Origin of the sequence: Ochrobactrum sp. Q0168 (assembly GCF_016427605.1) — a bacterium.
In the GTDB taxonomy this organism is placed as follows: Bacteria; Pseudomonadota; Alphaproteobacteria; order Rhizobiales; family Rhizobiaceae; genus Brucella.
In genome coordinates this window covers 17,573-39,370 of sequence record NZ_JAELXQ010000022.1, presented here as the reverse complement: position 1 = coordinate 39,370, position 21,798 = coordinate 17,573, and the positions used below count along the sequence as shown (strand labels likewise).

Here is a 21,798-nt window from a genome sequence, read left to right as displayed (position 1 = left end):
GTCAACGTGATCTTTTAAAAAAAGCTTCGCCGCGGACGGCGAAGCTTCGAATTATTTTGCTTTCCAGCTCAGCGGCGAAGCTTTTTCATAAAGCCAGCCATATTGCCGCACCATTTGCTTGGTGCGCGTAAATTGAAAGCCGATCGAACCGATGATCATCAGCACGATCGTGTCCACCAGATAATAGTGGAACGAAAGCAACGTTCCCTCAAACAGTGCGAAGTGGATGAAACGCACAGCCGCGCCCAGCGGGATCAGATAGACCAGAAGCTGCGGCAGGCTGCGCCAGGTCTGCGCGCAGGCGCGGCCCGTCATCCAGGCGGCCCAGCCACCCAGCGCGCATGTGATGAGGAAAAACAGCCAGAAAGACGGTTCTTCGTAGAGAATACCCTGCATGACTTTCTCCTTAATGCCTTCCGCCTTCGAGATAGGCGGCGCGCACTTCCGGATCGGCCAGAAGATCGCGGCCCGAGCCGCTCATCGTGATCGATCCGTTGACCATGACATAGCCGCGGTCGGCAAGCTTGAGCGCACCAAATGCGTTCTGCTCGACGAGGAATACCGTGAGGCCCTGTGTGCGGTTCAGTTCCTTGATCGCCTCAAAGATCTGCTTGACGATCAGCGGTGCGAGACCAAGCGACGGCTCATCAAGAAGCAGAAGCTTCGGACGCGCCATCAGAGCGCGCGCGATGGCCAGCATCTGCTGCTCGCCGCCCGACAACGTGCCGCCGCGCTGATTGATGCGTTCCTTCAGACGCGGGAACAGATCGAACATCAGCTTCACGTCTTCATCGAAGTACTGCTGATGATCGAGGCTCGCGCCCATCTGGAGATTTTCGAGAACCGTCATGCGCGGGAAAATCCGGCGACCTTCCGGCGACTGCGCGATACGCAGCTTCGCAATCTCGTGCGGCGGCATGGACGTAATGTCCTTGCCATTGAAGAGAATACGACCGGTGCGCGCTTTCGGCGAACCGAAAATCGTCATCATCAGCGTGGACTTGCCCGCGCCGTTGGCACCGATCAGGGCGACGATTTCGCCCTCGTCCACTGTCAGGTCGATGCCCTTCAGCGCACAGATGTTACCGTAATAGGTCTCGACTTTTTCAACGGCCAGAAGCGGTTGCTTTTTCTGCATGGTTTCTGCCTGCATCATTCGCCTCCCTTCTTCGGCTTGGCCGGAGCTTTACGGCTGCGCGGCGCCTTTGCGGGAGCGGTCTTGTGGCTCGTCGGAACATCACCGGCTTCGACGCGGCTCGAGAATTCGGTCACCTGTCCGGCGGCCAGTTGCCTTGCCTGCCCCACCCAATCTTCCCGGGCGATGCGGCCGTCAAATTCCAGATAGGTTTCGGCCTGTGCGATATCGGCTTCGGACCATGCGGCGATCTGATCGAAATGATAGATGCCGTGTTCGTTCAGCTTCTTTTCGTTGACGGCACCGATGCCCTTCACAAGCGTCAGATTGTCGGCCTTGCCATCGCGCGGCGCTTCCAATCCACCGGCAAGGCGGGCAACTTCCGCAGCCTTTTCCTGTTGGATCACCTCTTCAGCAAGCTGCGCCGCGATGAAATTGGCGGGATCGCCCGTGCCGGGCTTGTCGGCCTCATCGATCAGCTCGGCGATTTCCTCATCGTCAACGCCGAGATAAGCGGCAATGACGCGCGGATCGTTGCGGACTTCTTCCGGCGTACCGTCAGAAATCTTGGTGCCATATTCCAGCACGATCACGTGGTCGGAAATTTCCATCACCACCGACATATCGTGCTCGATCAACAGCAGCGAGGTTCCCGTTTCCTTGCGAATGTCCAGCAAAAGCTTGTTCAGCTCAGCCGACTCGCGCGGATTGAGACCTGCTGCCGGTTCGTCGAGACAGAGAATTTCTGGCTCGGTGCACATGGCGCGGGCGATTTCCAGACGGCGCTGATCGCCATAAGGCAGATCGCCAGCCGGATCATCCGCACGTGCAGTGAGGTTGATCTTGTCCAGCCAGTAACGCGCCTTTTCAATGGCTTCCTTGGCTGCCTTCTTGTAGCCCGGAAGACCCAGGAGCCCGAGGATCGTGTAACCCGACGAGCGCATCAGCGTGTTGTGCTGGGCGACGAGCAGGTTTTCCAAAACGGTCAGACCTGAAAACAGGCGAATATTCTGGAACGTACGCGCCACCTTGGCCTGTTTGGTAATCTGGAAATCCGGAAGACGTTCCAGAAGGAAAGTGTCTCCCGTGTTCCGATGCATGGTCAACATACCGCCCGTCGGCTTGTAGAAGCCCGTGATGCAGTTGAAGACCGTCGTTTTACCGGCACCGTTCGGGCCGATGAGCGCGGTAATATCACCACGCTTCACATCGAAGCTCAGATCGTTGATGGCGACGAGGCCACCGAAGCGCATCGACAGATGCTCAACCTGAAGAACGGTGTCTTTCTGAACCAAGCTCTTTTGAACATTGTCAGACATTGTCGCTGTCTCCGCCATCAGCCGTGCCCTTCCTTGGTAAAGGCACCCGACACCATCTTCTTTGCATGCAGGAACGCGCTTGGTTCCCGGCTTCCGACAAAGCCACGCGGTTTCCAGACCATGACGACCACCATAGCGAGGCCGAAGATGAGCATGCGATAGAGTTCCGGTGTGAAGTCGGGACCGAAAATCGCCTTCAGGAAGCCCATTTCACGCAGGATTTCCGTGCCGCCGATCATGACGACCGCAGCGATGGCGATACCGACGAGCGATCCCATGCCGCCGAGAACGACGATGGCGAGGATAACTGCGGATTCAAGGAACACGAAGGATTCCGGGCTCACAAAGCCCTGGCGTGCTGCGAAGAACGAGCCTGCAAAACCGCCGAACATCGCGCCCGTGGCAAAAGCCGTGAGCTTGGTGGTCGTGGTGTTGATGCCGAGCGAACGGCAGGCGATTTCGTCCTCACGCAGCGCTTCCCATGCGCGGCCAACCGGCATTCGGCGCAGACGGATCGTGACCCACGCGGTCAGAAGCGCCAGCAGCAAAATGACGTAATAGAGGAAGAACTTGTAATGCGCCGGCGAGAAGGTCAGGCCCATATGGGCGGCAAAACCATCCGGACCCGCCTTGAACGGCAGACCGAAGAAGGTTGCCTTGGCAATGCCCGAAATACCGAACGTGCCCTTGGTGAGATCGGTCCAGTTGATGAGCACCAGGCGGATGATTTCACCGAAAGCGAGCGTCACGATAGCGAGATAATCGCCGCGCAGACGTAAGACCGGGAAACCCAGAACAACGCCCCATGTCGCAGCCAGAATGCCTGCAATGGGCAGCAGCACCCAGAACGACAGGCCGAAATAGCTGGACAGGATCGCGTAGGAATAAGCGCCGACAGCGTAGAAGGCCACATAGCCGAGATCGAGAAGACCGGCGAGACCGACGACGATGTTGAGCCCCCAGGCCAGCATCACATAGATGAGGATCTGGACGCCAAAATTATCCACCCATTTGAGCGACCCCTGCCAGCCCAGTGCCAGAACGATCAGGATCGGATAGGCAAAGAGAAAGGCGACGCCAAGCTTGGAGAAATGGGTGCGGAAGAACGACTGGCCTTCTGAGGCGTCCACCGTACGCTTGCTCTTGGCGAGCTTGCGCGCCTCCAGCTGCGGCTGCAGAAACGCGACAAACAGGAAGCGTCCCACTGCCGCCAGCGCCACCATGACCGCCAGAGCGCCCCAGCGCTGTACCAGCACCAGCTCGTTGTTGATGTTCTGCTCGGTTTTGAAACCGATGATCAGGACGAAGAGGCCCAGCGCCAGAAGACCGGCGATGATACCTTCGCGAATGGCCCGGCCAAAAAGGGAATCCGGGCGTGAACTCGACTGTACAGCCATGATTACACCTTTTCGACTTCAGGACGGCCAAGAATACCCGACGGCATGAAGATCAGCACGATGGCCAGGATCGAAAACGCCGCGACATCCTTGTAGTCAATCGAGAAATAAGCCGACCAGAGCGCCTCAATCAGACCGATCAAAAGACCGCCGACAACCGCACCCGGAAGCGAACCGATACCGCCCAGAACCGCGGCAGTGAACGCCTTGACGCCGGGGATAAACCCGTCGGCGAAGGAGATTACCCCGTAGAAGGACAGGTAAAGCGTACCGGCAACGGCTGCGAGCATGGCACCCATCACGAAGGTCAGCGAAATCACGCGGTCGACATTAATGCCGAGAAGTGCGGCCATCTTGCGATCCTGCTCACAGGCGCGCTGTGCTCGACCGAGCGATGTGCGATTGACGATGTACCAGAAGATCGTCAGCAACACAGCCGTTACCACGATGACGACGATCTGCTTGAGCGAAATCGTGACATTGGTGCCAAACAGGCTGTACGAACCATTCAGGAGCTGTGGAACCGGCTTGTTGCGCGGACCCTGCGTCACCTGGACGAAGTTGGACAAAGCGATCGACATGCCGATTGCCGTAATCAGCGGTGCAAGGCGGAACGAACCGCGCAGCGGCCGGTAAGCCACGCGCTCGATCGTCCAGCTCCACAAGCCCGTCATGAGCATTGCGACCACCATCATCAGAAGCAGAAGCAGCGCGATCGGCAGCGCACCGATGAAAGTCGTGATGATGAGAAAAACGATCAGCGCCATAAAGGCACCGAGCATAAAGACATCGCCATGAGCAAAGTTGATCATGCCGATGATACCATAGACCATCGTGTAGCCGATGGCGATCAGGCCATAGATCGAACCGAGCGCAAGCCCGTTGATCACCTGCTGGAGGAAATATTCCATCGAAAAGCCACCCATTTAACAAGCCGGAATCTTATTGGCGCATCATTATTTCGTGCACCCTCATTTTTTTCCCGGTCGATTACACCTAACGGCTGCATCAGGGAATGCAAGCCCCTTTCGTCTTAAACAAAAGACTAATTGCTTCATCCTTCCGCAAACCAGTTATGTCCCCTACTAAACGCCCTTTTCGCGTCCTTTTCTACCGAAACGGACGCCTTATCCCATGTTTTCCCCGAAGCCTCAAAAGGCAAGAAATTGGGTGGTCGGCCGCTTTTGACCAACCGTACCCGTTTTACGCAACTGTGAAGCCGTGAGCAAACGGATCCCGATCATCAATGAAGATGGTATTATAACCGGTCATCCGTGCCCAGCCCGCAATTGACGGGATAATCCCCGGCAGGACCGTATCCTGTCCCGTCGCAGGGCCTGTGACTTCCACGGCGCGCTCGACGCGACCGTGGAACAGCGAACCAATGATGGATTCATGCACAAATTCGTCGCCGGGCTTCAGCTTGCCCTTGGCGGCCAGTTGCGCCATGCGCGCCGAAGTGCCGGTGCCGCAAGGCGAACGGTCGATAGCCTTGTCGCCATAGAAGACGGCGTTGCGGGCATGAGCTTCCGGCTTAGTCGGTTTGCCGGTCCATAGAATATGCGACAGACGATTGATATCAGCGAGCAGCGGATGCTGGAACTTGTATTTCTCGTTGAGACGCTGCCGCAAAACCGGGCTCCAGGCGATCAGCTGCAGGGCGCTGTAATCAGCCATATCGGTGTAATTATCCTGCGGTTCGACGATGGCGTAGAAATTGCCGCCATAGGCTACATCGACCTTGAGCGTGCCGAGATCAGGGCATTCCACTTCCAAGCCTTCCGCATAAAGGAAAGCCGGAACATTGGTGAGGCGCACGCGCTCTACGTATTGGCCGTTCTGCTCATATTCGATGGCAACGAGACCTGCTGGCGTGTCGAGATTGAGCTTGCCCGGCGTCTTCGGTGTCACGAGGCCCTGCTCGATCGCCATGGTCACCGTACCTATAGTGCCGTGACCGCACATGGGCAGGCAACCCGAGGTCTCGATGAACAGCACCGCAACATCGCAGTCCGGGCGCGTCGGCGGATAGAGGATCGAGCCAGACATCATGTCGTGGCCGCGCGGTTCGAACATCAAGCCGGTACGGATCCAGTCAAACTCGCGCAGAAAATGCGCCCGTTTCTCCATCATGGTCGAACCTTCGAGGTTCGGACCGCCGCCAGCCACCAGGCGCACAGGGTTGCCGCAGGTATGTCCGTCGACACAGAAAAAGGAATGTCTTGCCATGATGGTCAGTTCCGAAAACGTTGAGGTTTGAATGGTTCGATGTCGATTGCAGGCTTCGCCCCGGTGATCAGGTCGCGGATCAAGCGTCCGGTCGCTGCGGATTGCGTGAGGCCGAGATGGCCATGGCCGAAGCCATAGAAAATATTTCCGCCCGACGAGGCGCGGCCAATGACCGGCACCGAATCCGGAATGGAAGGACGATAGCCCATCCATTCGCGTCCGCCCTCGGTCTTGAGCCCGGGAAGGAAGCGGGACGCCTTGGTGAGCATGGCTTTGGAGCGCGCATAATTCGGCGGCAGATCGAGCCCACCAAATTCAACCGCGCCGCCAACGCGCAATCCTGTCGCCATGGGCGTGACGACGAAACCATGGCTGGGGAAAGTGAGTTGTCGCTTTACGTCGAAAGCGCCCACCGGCAAAGTGGTGTTGTAACCGCGTTCGGTATCGAGCGGCACTGCATCGCCAAACCCCTTGGCGAATTCGCGCGAGAAGGCACCTGTCATTATGATGAGGTTCTTCGCGCTGATTTCCGTGCCGTCTTCAAGACGCACATGCGCGCCGCTATCCGCCGGGCGGGCGCTCGTCACTTTCGCCTTCAGGAAACGGGCACCGAGGCGTTCCGCATAGGCCCAGACAGCCTGGCCGAACAGTTTCGGATCACTGACATTTTTCCAGCCCGGCACGAAGGTTCCGGCCACGATACGCGGGCTGAGGCCCGGCTGCAATTCTGCCAGCCTTGCCCCATGCACATGCTCATGCGCAATGCCGGCTTTCTCGCGAATATCCCAGCTCGGCAGAGCGGCATTCAGCTCGGCTTCGCTTTCATAAAGTTCCAGATTGCCGTTTTCCTGCAAACGGTCGCGCAAATCGGCGCGGTCGATCAGCGCCAGCATTTCGCTTGCCGCAAGCCGCATGATATTGGCCTGCGTGACAGCGGTTTTCTCCAGCGCATGAGCGCTGCTGGCGCGCCAGAACTGATAGAGCCACGGCACCATTTTCGGGAAATAGGACGGGCGAATGGAGAAAGGCCCCAGCGGGTCCATCAGCCAGCCCGGCACCTTGCGCATGACACCCTTGGAAGCCAGCGGCAGAATTTCGGAGAAAGCAAGCGCCGCAGCATTGCCAGAACTCGTTTCCTCGCAGATGCCGGTGCGATCAATGACCAGCACATCGCGCCCGGCTTCCGCCAGCAGTGCAGCCGTCACAGAACCGACGATGCCGCCACCGATGATAACAATATCCTGCTGTCCCATTTTCAGTTGTTCTTTGGGATCAGATTTCATGCTTTTTGCGGCTCCCCACCGATTCAGATCAAGGCTTCATCACCAATGGAGCCTTGGAGCGACTTTTAAATCGGGGCGCCAGCCCGTCTAACAAATTTTTGGAATAACACTATGCCGAAACCCGGTTAACGCAAGATCGGGTGCCGCAGGTTATCACCTTGGTCGATATTGATATATCAGAGATATATTTGTAAGATTGTTTCCTGTCAATTGCCATCATAGAAGACATTGAACCACATGACACAGACAAGCCTCCGCGAACGGTCAATCAGAAGCGCCACCGGCAAACAGGCAACAGCTATTGACAGTCTGAGCGGCGAGAGTCTTGCCGAACAGGCCTATCGCACGCTGGAACGCATGATTGTGACGCTTGAGCTCGAGCCGGGCGTAGTGGTCAACGAACGAACGTTGATCGAGCTGACCGGCATGGGCCGCACACCACTGCGTGAAGCTATTCAGCGCCTTGCCTGGGAAGGGTTGATGGAAGTGCGCCCCCGCTCCGGCATTGCGATTGCGCCGATTGATCCGAAGGATTTTGCCAAGGTGCTGGACGCCCGCGAAGGTGTTGAACGTGTATTGGCGCGCGACGCCGCCCGCTTCGGCAGCCCACGCGATTATCAACGGCTGGAAGCGGCAGCGGCTGCCATGCGGCAGGCAATCCCGGACGAGGATGTGCAGTCATTTCTTGATGCCGACAAGGCCTTTGACATCGTGCTTGGCTCGGCGGCCAATAATCCTTATGCGACCCGTCTCGCGGCCCCGCTTCAGACGCATAGCCGTCGGTTCTGGTTCCGCTTGCGGCCATCGGCCAGCATTACCGGTTCCGCCAATGCCCATGCGGCGCTCATCGAAGCCATCGTGTCCCGAGAACCGGAACGCGCCAGCAATACGGCAAGTGAGCTGATGGAATATCTGCGCACGCTTGCACCCTGACCTGACGGCTCAACGCAGAACAATATTTTTCCGCGAACGTTCCGTCGCCACGTCGAACGAAGCGGATGCGTTGGTGTCGAAAACCATGCCGTCATCCGTATTCACATCGTTGAGCGCCAGCGCATAGGAATGGCGGGTGCCGTGGCGCATATCGCCCACCTGCACCGAGACGATGGAAAGAATGGCCATGAGACCGAGAAGAGTCTGAGACGAATAACGCATTTCCGACGCTCCCGTCAGTTGGAGCACATCAGGACCGTAGGGTCTCGTCAAGCGCTCTTCGTGGTGGCTGGAAGGCATAGCCCTCCGCGATACTTACTCCCCCGCAAAATCGTGGGTGCAGTGAACGGTGTACGGGCGACCGAAAGATGGCGCAAGCCGACCAGCTTTGGGGCAGGTTTTCACAAAGCCGTGAGAAAAGGAAAAAGCCGGAGCGCGGGCCCCGGCTGATTGTCGTGCGAAGAGATTGGCGCTCAATGCGTCTTGTTCATCGATTCCGACATTTTGCGCAGCACGTTCAGAGCAATGCTCAATTCTTCGTCTGAGACACCTTCCAGCAGGTCCTCGCGCACGGCATCGGCGAGTTTCTCCACCTGCTCCGCCAGCACCTTGCCCTCTTCGGTCATCACGACGCGCTTGGCGCGGCGATCACCCTCCACTGTCTGACGTTCTATGAAGGACTGGCGCTCCAGACCATCCAGAAGGCGAACCATGGTCGCATTCTCGATCTCCAGCGTTTCAGCCAGTTCCTTTTGATAAAGACCTTCCTGTTCAATCAGGGCCAGCAGCGTGCGGGCGCGGGCCAATGTCAGGCCCCGCTCTTTCACCCTGGCGTCAAATACGGTGCGAAGCCTGCGGTTCACCTTCGCCATGGCATCAATCATTTCTGCTCTGAGATCTGTCGTGCTCATATCCGATGCCTTTATATATTAGTAAACTAACGATTGTGTTTCTGGATAAATGGCCCTCGGTTCATTTTCAATGGCCGCACGCAAAACTCACGCAAGCGTGAAGCTTAAACCCTCTAGAGTTAGGTTGTGCGAGAATAAGAACTTCACGAGGCCTGAACTAAAAAGCCGAAATAACCGAGAACATGAATAAATTTTAAATAAGAAAAATATACGCAAATAATAAAGTAAAAAAGAAAAGCGGACCCGAGTCCGCTTTCCCAACTATATGTGTTTTTTAATGTATCAGCCCGGTATAACGGCGCCCTGCAGCGTCATCAGCTGGTGCAGGAAGATTTCCGCCTTGGTGCGATGCTCCGGCGAATTCGCATCATCGAGCGCCTTGCGGGCTTCATCGATACGGCGCGAAATATCCGACGGCTCGATGTCATCGACATGCGTTGCAGATTCGGCCAGCACGGTGCAGCTCTGCGGGGTGATATCGGCAAAACCGCCGAACACCACGTAAGAATCGGACTTGCCGTCGGCAAGCTTCACCGAAACGACGCCCGGCATGATCGTCGACATCAGCGGCGAATGACCGGCGAGAGCCGTCAGATAGCCTTCGCTACCCGGAATGACGACTTCCGTCACCTGCGCAGAAAGCAGGAGGCGTTCAGGCGACACGAGTTCGAATTGGAAAGCTTGAGCCATGGTTCTCACTTGAATTCAAAAGCACGATCCAGAAAACAACTTTCAGAACATGCTTAAACAAAATGATTGGCTTTCCCGGTGGGCCTCACAGCCCACCGGGAAACTCAATTCATCAAGCTGCTTCGGCAGCCAGCTTCTTCGCTTTTTCGATCGCTTCTTCAATCGAGCCGACCATGTAGAAGGCCGGTTCCGGAAGATGATCGTATTCACCGGCGCAAAGACCCTTGAAGCCCTTGATAGTGTCTTCGAGCGCAACGAGCTTGCCCGGCGAACCGGTGAAGACTTCAGCCACGAAGAACGGCTGCGACAGGAAGCGTTCGATCTTACGAGCGCGCGCAACGGTCAGCTTGTCGTCTTCTGACAGTTCGTCCATGCCGAGGATGGCGATGATGTCCTGAAGCGCCTTGTAGCGCTGCAGGATCGCCTGCACCTGACGGGCGACGGCGTAATGTTCTTCACCAACGATCATCGGGTCAAGCATACGCGACGTGGATTCCAGCGGATCCACAGCCGGGTAAATACCCTTTTCAGCAATCGAACGGTTCAGCGTGGTGGTCGCGTCCAAGTGAGCGAACGACGTTGCCGGTGCAGGGTCGGTCAAATCGTCGGCAGGAACGTAAATTGCCTGAACCGAGGTGATCGAACCCTTGGTCGTCGTGGTGATGCGTTCTTGCATCGCGCCCATGTCGGTTGCCAGCGTCGGCTGATAACCCACAGCGGAAGGAATACGGCCGAGAAGAGCCGAAAGTTCCGAACCAGCCTGCGTGAAGCGGAAGATGTTGTCCACGAAGAACAGAACGTCCTGGCCCTTGTCACGGAAGTTTTCAGCAACCGTCAGACCCGACAGAGCAACGCGAGCGCGCGCACCCGGAGGCTCGTTCATCTGACCGTAGACGAGTGCGGCCTTGGAGCCTTCACCGCCGCCGAGCTTGTTAACGCCCGATTCGATCATTTCATGGTAAAGATCGTTACCTTCACGGGTACGTTCACCAACGCCTGCGAATACCGAGTAACCGCCGTGCGCCTTGGCGACGTTGTTGATCAGTTCCATGATGAGAACGGTCTTGCCGACGCCAGCGCCGCCGAACAGACCAATCTTACCACCCTTGGCATAAGGAGCGAGAAGGTCCACGACCTTGATGCCCGTGACCAGGATTTCAGCTTCGGTCGACTGTTCGATATACTCAGGAGCTTCCTGGTGGATCGCGCGACGGGCCGTGGTCTTGATCGGACCAGCTTCGTCAACCGGCTCGCCGATGACGTTCATGATGCGGCCGAGCGTTTCTTCACCGACCGGAACCATGATCGGGTTGCCGGTATCGCGCACTTCGTGACCGCGAACCAGACCTTCGGTCGAGTCCATGGCGATGGTGCGAACGGTGTTTTCGCCCAGATGCTGCGCAACTTCGAGAACCAGCCGGTTGCCCAGATTGTCGGTTTCCAGAGCGTTGAGGATCAGCGGCAGCTGACCGTCTTCGAACTGTACGTCGACAACAGCGCCGATGACCTGAGTGATCTTGCCGACTGCGCCGGTCGTTGCAGCCTTGGGAGCTGCAGGAGACTTGGCGGCAGCTGCCTTGGCTGGTGTAGCCTTGGCTGGAGCCTTCTTGGCCGCTGCCGGCTTTGCTTCGGCCGCGGCGGTAGTTTTCGGGGTCGCTGCTTTTGCCATCGATCCTTACCTTCCGTTAGCATGGTCCCGAAAAGTTGCAGACTTCTCGGAGAAGAACATGCGGTAAACCCTAGAGCGCTTCCGCGCCCGAAATGATTTCGATCAGTTCCTTGGTGATCTGAGCCTGACGCTGACGGTTATACGTGATCGACAGTTTGTTGATCATGTCACCGGCATTACGCGTCGCATTGTCCATCGCGCTCATCTTCGCGCCCATTTCGCCCGCCACATTTTCCAGCAGAGCGCGGAAAATCTGGACCGAAATATTGCGCGGGATCAGCGTGCTCAGGATCGCCGCAGGATCAGGTTCGTACTCATAGATCGCATCGCCTGCAGTGTCCGCCTGCGCAACATCGCCAGCCGAAGCCGGAATGATCTGCTGTGCAGTTGGAATCTGTGCAATCACCGACTTGAATTCGGAATAGAACAGGGTGCAGACATCAAACGCGCCTTGCTCGAACAGCTCGATCACCTTGTGGCCGATCTGGTCGGCATGCACAAAAGCGAGCTGCTTGACTTCACGCAGATTGACGTGGTCGATGATCAGAGAGGCAAATTCGCGACGCAGAATATCTGCGCCCTTCTTGCCGACCGTGATGATCTTGACCGTCTTGCCTTCAGCGAGGAGCTTGCGGGTATGATCGCGCGCCAGGCGTGCGATCTGCGAATTGAAACCGCCGCAAAGGCCACGCTCCGCAGTGCAGACGACGAGCAGATGCACGTCGTCCTTACCCGTACCGGCCATCAATGCCGGTGCATCTTCGCCGCTGACATTCTGCGCGATATTCGCGAGAACGGCGCCCATGCGCTGCGAGTAAGGCCGTGCGGCCTCCGCAGCTTCCTGGGCACGGCGCAGCTTCGCCGCGGCGACCATCTGCATCGCCTTGGTGATTTTCTGCGTCGCCTTGACCGAGGCGATACGGTTTCTCAGATCCTTTAGTGAAGGCATCCGTTCATCCCGTCACAAAATTCAAGCGAAAGACTTGGCGAACGCGTCGACCGCTGCCTTGAGCTTTGCTTTGATGTCGTCGGTGAGCGCCTTCTGATCGCGGATCGCATCCAGCACATCCTTGTGCTCGGTGCGCAGCGAAGAAAGAAGACCTGCTTCGAACTTGCCAACCTGGTTGACGGCGATCTTGTCGAGATAACCGTTCACACCGGCATAAATCACGGCAACCTGTTCTTCCGTCTTGAGCGGCGAGAACTGCGGCTGCTTGAGAAGCTCGGTCAGACGCGCGCCGCGGTTCAGCAAACGCTGGGTCGAGGCATCAAGATCCGAACCGAACTGCGCGAAGGCGGCCATTTCACGATACTGGGCAAGCTCGCCCTTGATCGAACCGGCAACCTGCTTCATGGCCTTGATCTGAGCCGAAGAACCAACGCGCGAAACCGACAGACCGACGTTCACAGCCGGGCGGATACCCTGATAGAACAGGTTGGTTTCGAGGAAGATCTGGCCGTCGGTGATCGAGATCACGTTGGTCGGAATGAAGGCCGAAACGTCGTTGCCCTGCGTTTCGATGACCGGCAGAGCCGTCAGCGAGCCAGCGCCGTTTTCGTCGTTGAGCTTTGCAGCGCGTTCGAGAAGACGAGAGTGCAGATAGAAAACGTCGCCCGGATAAGCTTCACGGCCCGGAGGACGACGAAGCAGCAGCGACATCTGACGGTAAGCAACAGCCTGCTTGGACAGATCGTCGTAACCGATGAGAGCATGCTGACCGTTGTCACGGAAGTATTCGCCCATTGCGCAGCCTGCGAACGGAGCGAGATACTGCATCGGAGCCGGATCGGAAGCGGTAGCAGCAATAACGATCGAATATTCGAGTGCGCCGCGCTCTTCGAGAACCTTGACGAACTGAGCAACCGTCGAACGCTTCTGGCCGATAGCAACGTAAACGCAATAAAGCTTTTCGCTGTCCGGGCCGTTGTCGTGGATCGGCTTCTGGTTCAGGAAGGTGTCGAGAATGATGGCGGTCTTGCCGGTCTGACGGTCACCGATGACCAGCTCGCGCTGACCGCGACCAACCGGGATCAGAGCGTCGACAGCCTTGAGGCCGGTCGACATTGGCTCATGAACCGACTTGCGCGGAATGATGCCCGGGGCCTTGACGTCGACGCGGCGACGCTCGGTAGCAACGATCGGGCCCTTGCCGTCGATCGGATTGCCGAGAGCATCCACAACGCGGCCGAGCAGACCCGGACCAACCGGCACGTCAACGATGGCGCCGGTACGCTTAACGACGTCGCCTTCCTTGATGTCACGGTCGGCACCGAAGATAACGACACCAACATTGTCGTTTTCAAGGTTAAGCGCCATGCCGCGAATGCCGCCGGGGAATTCGACCATTTCACCAGCCTGAACATTGTCCAGACCATAGACGCGAGCAATACCGTCGCCGACGGACAGAACCTGACCGACCTCGGAGACCTCAGCCTCCTTGCCGAAGTTCTTGATTTGCTCTTTCAGGATAGCGGAAATTTCCGCAGCGCGGATGTCCATCAGCCGACCTCTTTCAGTGCAAGCTTGAGAGAAGATAGTTTGGTGCGAAGGGACGTGTCGATCTGACGCGAACCCATCTTGACGATAAGACCGCCGAGGATCGACGGATCGACGGTGACGTTAATCGTCACGTCCTTGCCGGCCACGCTCTTCAGCGTTGCCTTCAATTCGTTTTCCTGCGCAGCGGTCAGCGCATGCGCGGAAGTGACATCGGCGGAAACTTCTCCGCGATGTTCAGCAGCAATCTTGTGGAATGCGGCGATGATGCCCGGCAGGGCGAAAAGACGGCGGTTCGCTGCGACGACGCGCAGGAGATTTCCCACCAGACCCTTGATGCCCGCCTTGTCGGCAATGGCGCCGATTGCATGGAGCTGGTCTTCCGAAGAAAATACCGGACTGGAGATCAGACGCTTGAGGTCCTCGCTTCCGCTCAGAAGCGCCTCGAAACGAACAAGATCTTTCTCCACAGCAGCAACGGACTTGGCCTCGAGCGCCAGCTCGAAAAGCGATCCGGCGTAACGCTGTGCCACACCTGAAATGAGCGAAGACGTTTCAGCCACGAACAACCTGCTCTCTACGTTGAAACCATCCTTTTGGGGCCCACTATTGCTCAGGACGCCAAGCCGATGATTTTATTGAATGTTTCCGGAAAACCACTGACGCGCGAGCACGTCAACACCGAAATGTGATTGCCGTCTAGCATAGACGAACAGGACTCGCAACACGCGAATCCCGCACTTTTGTGTAAGTTTTGTCGCGTTTTGAGATCAAAAAAGTCGCAGGGTTAACCGATGAAGCCAAAAGCGTAGAGCAAGGGTCCGGCGGCCAGAAGGAATTCTACAATTCCTGCCAACCAGTTATAGACGGTGCCGCCCCTATCGGACATCATCGAGATGAAGCGACCGAACAGCGCAAAGCCCCATGCCACACCCAACACGATCCACAGATAGGGCTGTGCAAAGATCAGAGCGCCAAGTCCCAAAGCGAGATAGGGACCTCCCAGCACCGCGCGGATCGAACTGAAGGCTTCCGGTCGCGCATTGATAGGCTGCAACCGCAACAGCTTCATGGTGATGCCCGGCGCAAACAGCATGACGAGGCCCGCAAAGGCGGTCACGGCTGCCGAGCTCCAGGCGAGCCATTCGCCGGTCGTGGTGGGAAGATAGAATTCCATCGCGATCACCTTCTTCGTTTTAGAGTCTGAATCAAAAAGCGGCATGTGCGCGCGAAAATGGCGATTTTCGAGTACCGGAGCGCAGCGTACTTAAAGGTACGTGAGCACCGGAACGCAGGAAATTGCCATTTGCAGCCGCACAGGACGACTTTTGGAACAGGCTCTTAGGCCCTATAGCGGATAATTCTCCAAGATTCCATGTCCGTTCCAGTCACAAGAAACTCTGGGGATCAATGTCCACTTGAACGCGGATAGATCCTCGCTCCTTGGGTGAAGCAGCGAGCAAAGCGCGGATAAAGGATTGAATATCCGCCCGTTTTGTCCCGTGGATCAAGATTCGGAAACGATGCCTTCCGCGCACGAGCGCCAGCGGCGCTTCGGCTGGACCGAGCACGGAAATCTCCGAGGAAGACGGAGCTGCACGGCGAAGCGCGCGTGCGTGATTTTCCGCATCCGGGCGGTTATCCGCAGAGATGATCAGCGCCGCCAGCCGCCCGAATGGCGGCAGTGCGTTACGCTCCCGCTCCTCGATTTCGCGGGCATAGAACGCTTCCGCATCGCCGCTGACAATGGCGCGCATCACCGGATGATCCGGCTGATAGGTCTGGATCAGGCCGAGGCTCTTGCGGCCTGTCCGCCCCGCACGGCCCGTCACCTGATTGAGAAGCTGGAAGGTGCGTTCGGCGGCGCGCGGGTCGCCATTGGCAAGCCCCAGATCGGCATCCACCACCCCCACCAGCGTCATATTGGGGAAATTGTGCCCCTTGGCCACAAGCTGCGTGCCGATGACGATATCCGCCTCACCCTTCGCGATAGCGTCGAGTTCCAGACGCAGCCGCTTCACGCCCCCCACCATGTCAGACGAAAGCACTATGATTCGCGCGTCGGTGAAGGTCGCGGCAACTTCTTCCGCGATCCGTTCCACGCCGGGACCACAGGCGACCAGATGATCCAGCGTGCCGCATTCCGGGCAGGCATCGGGCGTCGGCTCGTGATAGCCGCATTGATGGCACATCAACTGGCCGCGAAAGCGATGCTCCACCAGCCAGCTTGAACATTGCGGACACTGAAAGCGGTGACCGCAGACACGACACAAAGTCAGCGGCGCGTAACCGCGACGGTTGAGAAACAGCAGCGCCTGCTCCCCGCGCGCGACGGTTTTGCCAACGGCTTCGGTAAGCGCAGGCGAAAGGAAGCGCCCCGGCGGCGGCGGCGAACGCCGCATGTCGATGGTTTTCAGATCGGGAAGTGCGGCTTCCGCATAGCGCCCGTAAAGCTTGATTCGCTTGTAACGCCCCTGATCCGCATTGACCTGACTTTCGATGGATGGCGTGGCGGACGCAAGCACCACCGGAAAGCCGCCAATATGGCCGCGCACGACAGCCATATCGCGGGCATTGTAGAAGACCCGGTCTTCCTGTTTGTAAGCCGGATCATGTTCCTCGTCGACGACGATCAGGCCCAGTTCCTTGAAGGGCAGAAACAGCGCCGAACGGGCACCTGCAACCACGCGCACCGTGCCTTCCGTAACCTGACGCCAGACGCGCTCTCGCGTGCGCGGCGCGAGGTCGGAATGCCATTCGGCAGGCTTCGCCCCGAACCTGTCATGGAACCGGTCGAGAAACTGCTGTGTCAGGGCGATTTCCGGCAGAAGGATGAGCACTTGCTTGCCCTGATCGAGCGCTTTGGCGACGGCTTCGAAATAGACTTCGGTCTTGCCGGAGCCGGTGACGCCATCGAGAAGCGACACGGAAAAGCAGTCCGCCGCGACGGAATCAGAAAGCATTTCGGCTGCGGCCTGCTGGTCCTCTGAAAGCGTCGCGCGGGAATAATCCGTATCCGGCTTGGCCACTACCGCGGGCGGTGGCAGCATCACTTCCTCGAAGATGCCCTGCGCCTTCAATCCCTCTACAACCGTTGTCGAAACGCCCGCCGCATGGGCGAGACCGGATCGCGTCCAGGCAAGCCCGTCGCGGGCAAGCTCCATCACCCGGGCGCGGGCGTCGGTCATGCGTTCCGGCTCGCCGCCGCAATAGCGCAAGCCCGGAACCGACGGCTCAGGATCAAAAGCTGCGGGCACGCGCAGGACCATGCGCGCCACCATGCCGGGCGGCGACAGCGTGTAGTCCGCGGCCCAGCGCATGAAGCGGAGCATCTCGCTATCCACGGGCGGACAATCGAAAACTTCAGAAATCGCCCGCAATTTTTTGGCATCGACCGCATCGGTCTCGCCTTCGCAGACGATACCCGCAACTTCGCGCGGTCCAAGCGGGACGCGCACGATCGACCCGGGCTGGACGTTCATGCCCTCCGGGACCATATAAGAATAAGGCCGTTCTGCTGGCATAGGCACCAGCACCGGAACCACGCGCGGCGCGAGGCTCGGAAAGAGGCCTGGAACGGGGTTAGCAATATCGTGCGAATCTTTCGACATGATCGCGTGACCTTGGCGCGGCTTTGCGCTAAAGAAAAGCCACCTTCCGGGACTTAAACGGATTTAGCTCCCAAAAACCACCCGCGCTCATTATGGAGGAACGCTGTTATGAAGTTTTTCGTGGACACTGCGGACGTCAAGGAAATCCGCGAACTGAACGACCTTGGACTGGTCGATGGCGTGACCACCAACCCATCCCTCATTCTGAAGTCGGGTCGTGACATCATTGAGGTCACCAAGGAAATCTGCTCCTTCGTCAAGGGCCCGGTTTCTGCAGAAGTCGCCGCGACCGAATATGAGCAGATGATGAAGGAAGCCGCCGTCATCTCCAAGATTGCAGACAATATCTGCATCAAGCTGCCCGTGACCCTAGACGGACTTAAGGCCTGTAAGGCTCTGTCTTCCGATGGCCACAAGGTCAACATGACGCTCTGCTTCTCGGCCAATCAGGCGCTTCTTGCAGCCAAGGCTGGCGCGACCTTCATTTCGCCGTTCATCGGTCGTCTCGACGATATGGGCATCAACGGCATGGAACTGATTGCTGAAATCCGCACGATCTATGACAATTACGATTTCCGCACCGAAATTCTTGCCGCTTCGGTTCGCACCGTTAATCACGTCAAGGAAGCAGCGCTGATCGGCGCCGATGTCGTGACCGCGCCTGCGGCAACGCTCAAGGCGCTCGTCAAACATCCGCTGACCGACAAGGGCCTCGAAACCTTCCTCGCCGATTGGGCGAAGACCGGTCAGAAGATCGCTTAATCAGCGGCCATGCAGGACAGATGAAAGGCGGGCTCATGGCCCGCCTTTTCTTTGCCGGTTCGAAACACAACAAAAAAGCGGCGCCCGAAAGCACCGCTGTTGTGATTTCAGATCAAAGAAACGATCAGAGCTTCGACAGCTTCTGCGCCAATGCGAGGAAAACCTGTTCGGCCAGCTCTTCCGCAGCACGCTTGCGCGCATCGCGTTCTGCCCGCAGGTTTGCGAATTCCTGACGCGGACGATCAAAGGAAGCGCCCGTCGTGCGCGTCCCCGTGGCAAGCGGCTTTCCGTCCTTGTCACGCAGCACGAAATTCGACGTTGCCTTGACGATACCAGCCGATGGACGGCCCGTGCGGTCGGTCTGATCGCCGATATCCACGCTCACGGCGGAAATCGTGCTCGTGCTGAGGCCGAGGCTCAAATGATACATCGGATTGGCTGGCTCGCCGGCACCGCCACCGAGCAGGAAGATCAGGCGATTGCGAACCTGCTGGCCATAGACATCGCCAGCCGGATCGACAGACACGGAAGCAAGCTTGGTGCGCATATCCGGCGTCACACTGCCGCCGATCGAACCGCCTGCGCCGCCGCCCGACGAATAGAGCGGCTGCACCGTGCAAGCAGCCAGAAGAACCGCAGCTCCCACAGCCACAAAAGCGACGCGGAAAGTCTTGATTGCGGAGAGGAAACGATCAGGCAACGACATTGACGATCCTTTGCGGCACCACGATAATTTTCTTCGGCGAGCCCCCGTTGAGCGCAGCCTTGACGAAGTCAAGGTCGAGCACCGCCTGCTGGATGCTAGCTTGATCAGCGTCGCGGGCGATTGTCAAATCCCCGCGCTTCTTGCCGTTGATCTGCACCGGCATGACGATCTCGTTTTCCACCACCAATGCAGCATCGAATACCGGCCATGGCGCGCGGGCGACCAGCGTTTCCTGTCCGGCAATCTTGCCGCCCAATTCCGTCAGGCACTGTTCGGCCAAATGCGGCATCATCGGCGCGAGCATCTGAATGAGCTTTTCCGTGGCGTCACGAACAGCACCCTTCAGCTCGTCATCGGCCTTGCCCGAAGCGACAAGCTGCAAGGGTCCGGCAAGCGTATTCACCAGCTCGTAAAGCCGTGCGACGCCGCGATTGAAAGCGAGCTTTTCAATATCGTCGCCAACCGCCTTAACCGCCTTATGCGCGGCTTTCGATACGGCAAGCGCTTCGCCCTGCGAACCGGTCTGGGGCGCTACAGTCTTCAGTTGCTCGGCCGCTTCCGACACCAGACGCCAGACGCGCTGCACAAAACGATGCGCGCCTTCGGCACCCGCTTCCGTCCAGATCACGTCACGCTCGGGCGGCGAATCGGACAGCATGAACCAGCGCGCAGTATCGGCGCCATACGAAGAAATGATATCGTCGGGATCGACGACATTTTTCTTCGATTTCGACATCTTTTCGATGGAACCGATTTCGACCGGCGCGCCGCTATCCAGCATGGTCGCTATGCGTTTGCCGTCAATGTCCTCGATGCGGATATCGGCAGGCGCAACCCACTGGCCATCGACCCTGTAGGTTTCGTGCACGACCATTCCCTGGGTGAACAGGCCCTTGAAAGGCTCATCCAGACCGACATGGCCTGTGGCCTTCATGGCGCGAGTGAAGAAGCGCGAATAAAGCAGATGCAGGATCGCGTGTTCGACACCGCCGATATACTGGTCGACCGGCAGCCAGCGATCAGCAATGGCACGATCCGTCGGCTCGTTTTCCCAAGGGGCCGTGAAGCGCGCATAATACCAGGACGAATCGACGAACGTATCCATCGTGTCCGTTTCGCGACGGGCTTCGCCGCCGCATTTCGGGCACTTAACATGCCGCCATGTGGCGTGACGGTCCAGCGGATTGCCCGGACGGTCGAACTCGACATCATCCGGCAATTTGACGGGCAAGTCAGCGCGCGGCACCGGATTGACGCCACAGCTTTCGCAATGGATCATCGGGATCGGGCAGCCCCAATAGCGCTGGCGCGAAATGCCCCAGTCGCGCAGACGGAACTGCACCTTGCGGGCCGCCTGCGGCTGATTGCCGAGCGTGAACTGTTCCAGACGGTTTGCAACCTCGTTGAAGGCTGCTTCCGGCGTCAGACCGTCAAGGAAACGCGAATTGATCATCACGCCGTCATCGGTATAGGCCGTGTCGGTGATGGCAAAAGTCGCAGCGTCCTCGCCCTTCGGCAGAACGACCGGCGTTACCTTCAGCGCATATTTATTGGCGAAATCCAGATCGCGCTGGTCATGCGCGGGACAGCCGAACACAGCGCCCGTGCCATATTCCATCAGCACGAAATTGGCGACATAGACCGGCAGCTCCCAGTTCTCGTCGAAGGGGTGCTTGACCTTGACGCCAGTATCGAAGCCCTTCTTTTCAGCGGTTTCAAGCGCTGCAAGTGAGGTGCCATGCTGGTGGCATTCTTCGATAAAGCCGGTGAGCGACGCATTGTTTTCTGCAAGCTTCTTGGCCAGCGGATGATCGGCGGAAATCGCGACAAAAGCGGCACCGAACAGCGTGTCTGGACGCGTCGTATAGACTTCGACTTCCGAGAAGCCTTCCGGCGCCGTCTTGCCGTCGAGTGCGAAACGCACCTGCAAACCTTCCGACTTGCCGATCCAGTTGCGCTGCATCAGGCGCACTTTTTCCGGCCACTGGTCGAGCGTATCGAGACCGGCCAGCAATTCCTCGCTGAAATCGGTGATCTTGAAGAACCACTGCGTCAGTTCGCGCTGTTCGACCAGCGCGCCCGAGCGCCAGCCGCGACCGTCCACCACCTGCTCATTGGCGAGCACGGTATTGTCGACCGGATCCCAGTTGACCTTGGATGTCTTGCGCGTCACCAGACCTTTTTCGAACAGATCGATGAACAGCATCTGCTGGCGATGGTAATATTCCACATCGCAGGTCGCGAATTCGCGCGACCAGTCGAGCGACAGGCCCATGGACTTGAGCTGGCGCTTCATCGTGTCGATGTTCTGGTAGGTCCATTCCTTCGGATGCACCTTGTTCTGCATCGCCGCATTTTCCGCAGGCATGCCGAAAGCGTCCCAGCCCATCGGATGAAGGACGTTGAACCCCTTGGCGCGCTTGTAGCGGGCAACGACATCGCCCATCGCATAGTTGCGCACATGGCCCATATGGATGCGCCCCGATGGATAGGGGAACATCTCAAGCACATAATACTTCTCGCGCGGATCGCTGTTGTCCGTTTCGAAAGTCCGGTTTTCTTCCCAGACTTTCTGCCAGTGAGCTTCCGCCACGCGCGGATTATAACGTTCGGCTGCCATGTCCGTATTTACTCGTACGAAAGTGATGCAATAAGG

General features: G+C 58.0%; 20 protein-coding genes. 2 read left to right on the top strand and 18 right to left on the bottom strand.

Annotated elements, in window-relative coordinates; translation table 11 throughout:
• Positions 1-51: 51 nt before the first annotated feature.
• The 7 genes from JAU75_RS22125 to JAU75_RS22095 all read right to left on the bottom strand — a co-directional run bounded on the left by JAU75_RS22125 (position 52) and on the right by JAU75_RS22095 (position 7,363).
• Positions 52-396 carry a DUF6867 family protein gene (locus tag JAU75_RS22125; RefSeq protein ID WP_199058649.1) on the bottom strand — a complete coding sequence of 115 codons (345 nt, stop codon included), beginning with the start codon at positions 394-396 and terminating at the stop codon, positions 52-54.
• A 10-nt stretch (positions 397-406) separates the two neighbouring features.
• The gene (locus JAU75_RS22120; protein ID WP_199058648.1) at positions 407-1,153 is read right to left on the bottom strand and encodes an ABC transporter ATP-binding protein; all 747 of its coding nucleotides are present in this window, start codon (positions 1,151-1,153) and stop codon (positions 407-409) included.
• Entirely contained in the window at positions 1,153-2,472 is a 1,320-nt protein-coding gene (locus JAU75_RS22115) for an ATP-binding cassette domain-containing protein (RefSeq protein ID WP_199058647.1), read from the bottom strand. The genes JAU75_RS22120 and JAU75_RS22115 overlap by 1 nt, the downstream gene beginning before the upstream one ends.
• Entirely contained in the window at positions 2,472-3,851 is a 1,380-nt protein-coding gene (livM, locus tag JAU75_RS22110; protein WP_199058646.1) for a high-affinity branched-chain amino acid ABC transporter permease LivM, read from the bottom strand. The genes JAU75_RS22115 and livM overlap by 1 nt, the downstream gene beginning before the upstream one ends.
• Before the next feature lie 2 nt (positions 3,852-3,853).
• The gene (locus tag JAU75_RS22105) at positions 3,854-4,762 is read right to left on the bottom strand and encodes a branched-chain amino acid ABC transporter permease LivH (protein WP_199058664.1); all 909 of its coding nucleotides are present in this window, start codon (positions 4,760-4,762) and stop codon (positions 3,854-3,856) included.
• 292 nt (positions 4,763-5,054) lie between these two features.
• Positions 5,055-6,080: a 4-hydroxyproline epimerase gene (locus tag JAU75_RS22100; RefSeq protein ID WP_199058645.1), complete on the bottom strand. Its 1,026-nt coding sequence runs from the start codon at positions 6,078-6,080 to the stop codon at positions 5,055-5,057.
• Between the two features lie 5 nt (positions 6,081-6,085).
• Positions 6,086-7,363, bottom strand: a complete 1,278-nt coding sequence (locus JAU75_RS22095; protein ID WP_199058644.1) for an FAD-binding oxidoreductase — start codon at positions 7,361-7,363, stop codon at positions 6,086-6,088.
• A 237-nt stretch (positions 7,364-7,600) separates the two neighbouring features.
• Between JAU75_RS22095 and JAU75_RS22090 the strand changes: the two genes are divergently transcribed.
• The gene (locus JAU75_RS22090) at positions 7,601-8,296 is read left to right on the top strand and encodes a GntR family transcriptional regulator (protein ID WP_199058643.1); all 696 of its coding nucleotides are present in this window, start codon (positions 7,601-7,603) and stop codon (positions 8,294-8,296) included.
• 9 nt (positions 8,297-8,305) lie between these two features.
• Here the strand turns inward: JAU75_RS22090 and JAU75_RS22085 are convergent, their stop codons facing one another.
• The 9 genes from JAU75_RS22085 to JAU75_RS22045 all read right to left on the bottom strand — a co-directional run bounded on the left by JAU75_RS22085 (position 8,306) and on the right by JAU75_RS22045 (position 17,674).
• Positions 8,306-8,518, bottom strand: coding sequence for a hypothetical protein (locus tag JAU75_RS22085; protein ID WP_199058642.1), 213 nt, complete (start codon positions 8,516-8,518; stop codon positions 8,306-8,308).
• Positions 8,519-8,769: 251 nt separating this feature from the next.
• Entirely contained in the window at positions 8,770-9,207 is a 438-nt protein-coding gene (locus tag JAU75_RS22080; RefSeq protein WP_199058641.1) for a MarR family transcriptional regulator, read from the bottom strand.
• A 282-nt stretch (positions 9,208-9,489) separates the two neighbouring features.
• On the bottom strand, positions 9,490-9,897 hold the full coding sequence (locus JAU75_RS22075; protein WP_199058640.1) for a F0F1 ATP synthase subunit epsilon: 408 nt from the start codon (positions 9,895-9,897) through the stop codon (positions 9,490-9,492).
• Between the two features lie 112 nt (positions 9,898-10,009).
• A complete protein-coding gene (gene atpD / locus JAU75_RS22070) occupies positions 10,010-11,566 on the bottom strand; it encodes a F0F1 ATP synthase subunit beta (RefSeq protein ID WP_199058639.1) in 1,557 nt (518 codons plus the stop codon).
• Between the two features lie 70 nt (positions 11,567-11,636).
• Entirely contained in the window at positions 11,637-12,515 is an 879-nt protein-coding gene (locus JAU75_RS22065) for a F0F1 ATP synthase subunit gamma (RefSeq protein ID WP_078339549.1), read from the bottom strand.
• A 21-nt stretch (positions 12,516-12,536) separates the two neighbouring features.
• Positions 12,537-14,066 (bottom strand): F0F1 ATP synthase subunit alpha, encoded by a 1,530-nt coding sequence (gene atpA / locus JAU75_RS22060; protein ID WP_199058638.1) that lies wholly within the window; start codon positions 14,064-14,066, stop codon positions 12,537-12,539.
• A complete protein-coding gene (locus tag JAU75_RS22055) occupies positions 14,066-14,626 on the bottom strand; it encodes a F0F1 ATP synthase subunit delta (RefSeq protein WP_109370319.1) in 561 nt (186 codons plus the stop codon). Before JAU75_RS22055 ends, atpA begins: the two co-directional genes overlap by 1 nt.
• A 224-nt stretch (positions 14,627-14,850) precedes the next feature.
• Positions 14,851-15,240, bottom strand: coding sequence for a DUF4345 domain-containing protein (locus JAU75_RS22050; RefSeq protein WP_199058637.1), 390 nt, complete (start codon positions 15,238-15,240; stop codon positions 14,851-14,853).
• 211 nt (positions 15,241-15,451) lie between these two features.
• Positions 15,452-17,674, bottom strand: a complete 2,223-nt coding sequence (locus tag JAU75_RS22045) for a primosomal protein N' (RefSeq protein WP_199058636.1) — start codon at positions 17,672-17,674, stop codon at positions 15,452-15,454.
• Between the two features lie 108 nt (positions 17,675-17,782).
• Between JAU75_RS22045 and fsa the strand changes: the two genes are divergently transcribed.
• Positions 17,783-18,436 (top strand): fructose-6-phosphate aldolase, encoded by a 654-nt coding sequence (gene fsa, locus JAU75_RS22040; protein WP_199058635.1) that lies wholly within the window; start codon positions 17,783-17,785, stop codon positions 18,434-18,436.
• A gap of 124 nt (positions 18,437-18,560) precedes the next feature.
• On the opposite strand, the gene lptE is transcribed toward fsa, so the two are convergent.
• Together lptE and leuS are read right to left on the bottom strand one after the other, a co-directional pair.
• Positions 18,561-19,142: an LPS assembly lipoprotein LptE gene (lptE, locus tag JAU75_RS22035; RefSeq protein ID WP_199058634.1), complete on the bottom strand. Its 582-nt coding sequence runs from the start codon at positions 19,140-19,142 to the stop codon at positions 18,561-18,563.
• The gene (gene leuS, locus JAU75_RS22030) at positions 19,129-21,762 is read right to left on the bottom strand and encodes a leucine--tRNA ligase (RefSeq protein WP_199058633.1); all 2,634 of its coding nucleotides are present in this window, start codon (positions 21,760-21,762) and stop codon (positions 19,129-19,131) included. Before leuS ends, lptE begins: the two co-directional genes overlap by 14 nt.
• Positions 21,763-21,798 lie beyond the last annotated feature (36 nt).